General features: G+C 56.3%; 1 protein-coding gene. It reads right to left on the minus strand.

The features are described from left to right. Positions 1–661, minus strand: a 661-nt coding sequence (locus WH277_RS01300) for an amino acid kinase family protein (RefSeq protein ID WP_445235297.1), incomplete at both ends; no start/stop codon positions are given.

Raw genomic sequence — 661 nt, forward strand, 5'->3', positions numbered from 1 at the left:
CGCCGGCCACGTCACTCCAGATGGTCACGCGTGTCACACCGGCCAGCGCACCGATCTGCGTTGCCGAATAGTCACTGCCGTTGCGCCCTAACAGCACCGTTTCACCCGCATCATTTGCGCAGATAAACCCAGTGACCACCAGACGCTGATCAGGATGCTGTGCCATCAACTGCTGTAACAGCGGCTGTGACTTCGCTTCATCCACCTGCGGCTGTGCTGCACGTTCGGCGCGTAAAAATTCGCGGGCATCCAGCCAGCCAGCGTGAATATCCCGCTGATTCAGCACTGCTGACATCAGACGTGCCGACCAGATTTCACCGTGCCCCACCACCTGTGCATAAACCGCATCAGTGATTTTGTTATCCAGCAGGGCGGCCAGTTTTTCGAGGTCATGAATAAATTCAGCAATCAGCGGGTCAGCGACATCCGGCGGTAACAGACTGCTAATCAGCTCACTCTGATAACGACGTAATGCCTGTTGCACCTGGTGCGCAGACAACCGATCATTCTGGCTCAGCTTAAGCCAGCTAATCAGCTGGTTAGTGGTACTACCGGCTGCCGAGACCACCATCAGGTCACCCGGCTGGCTGTACTCTGCCATGATCCCGGCAACACGCAGGTAGCATTTGGCATCGGCCAGGCTACTGCCACCAAATTTATG

This window comes from Erwinia sp. MYb416, assembly GCF_037479575.1.
Classification (GTDB): Bacteria; Pseudomonadota; Gammaproteobacteria; order Enterobacterales; family Enterobacteriaceae; genus Erwinia; species Erwinia rhapontici.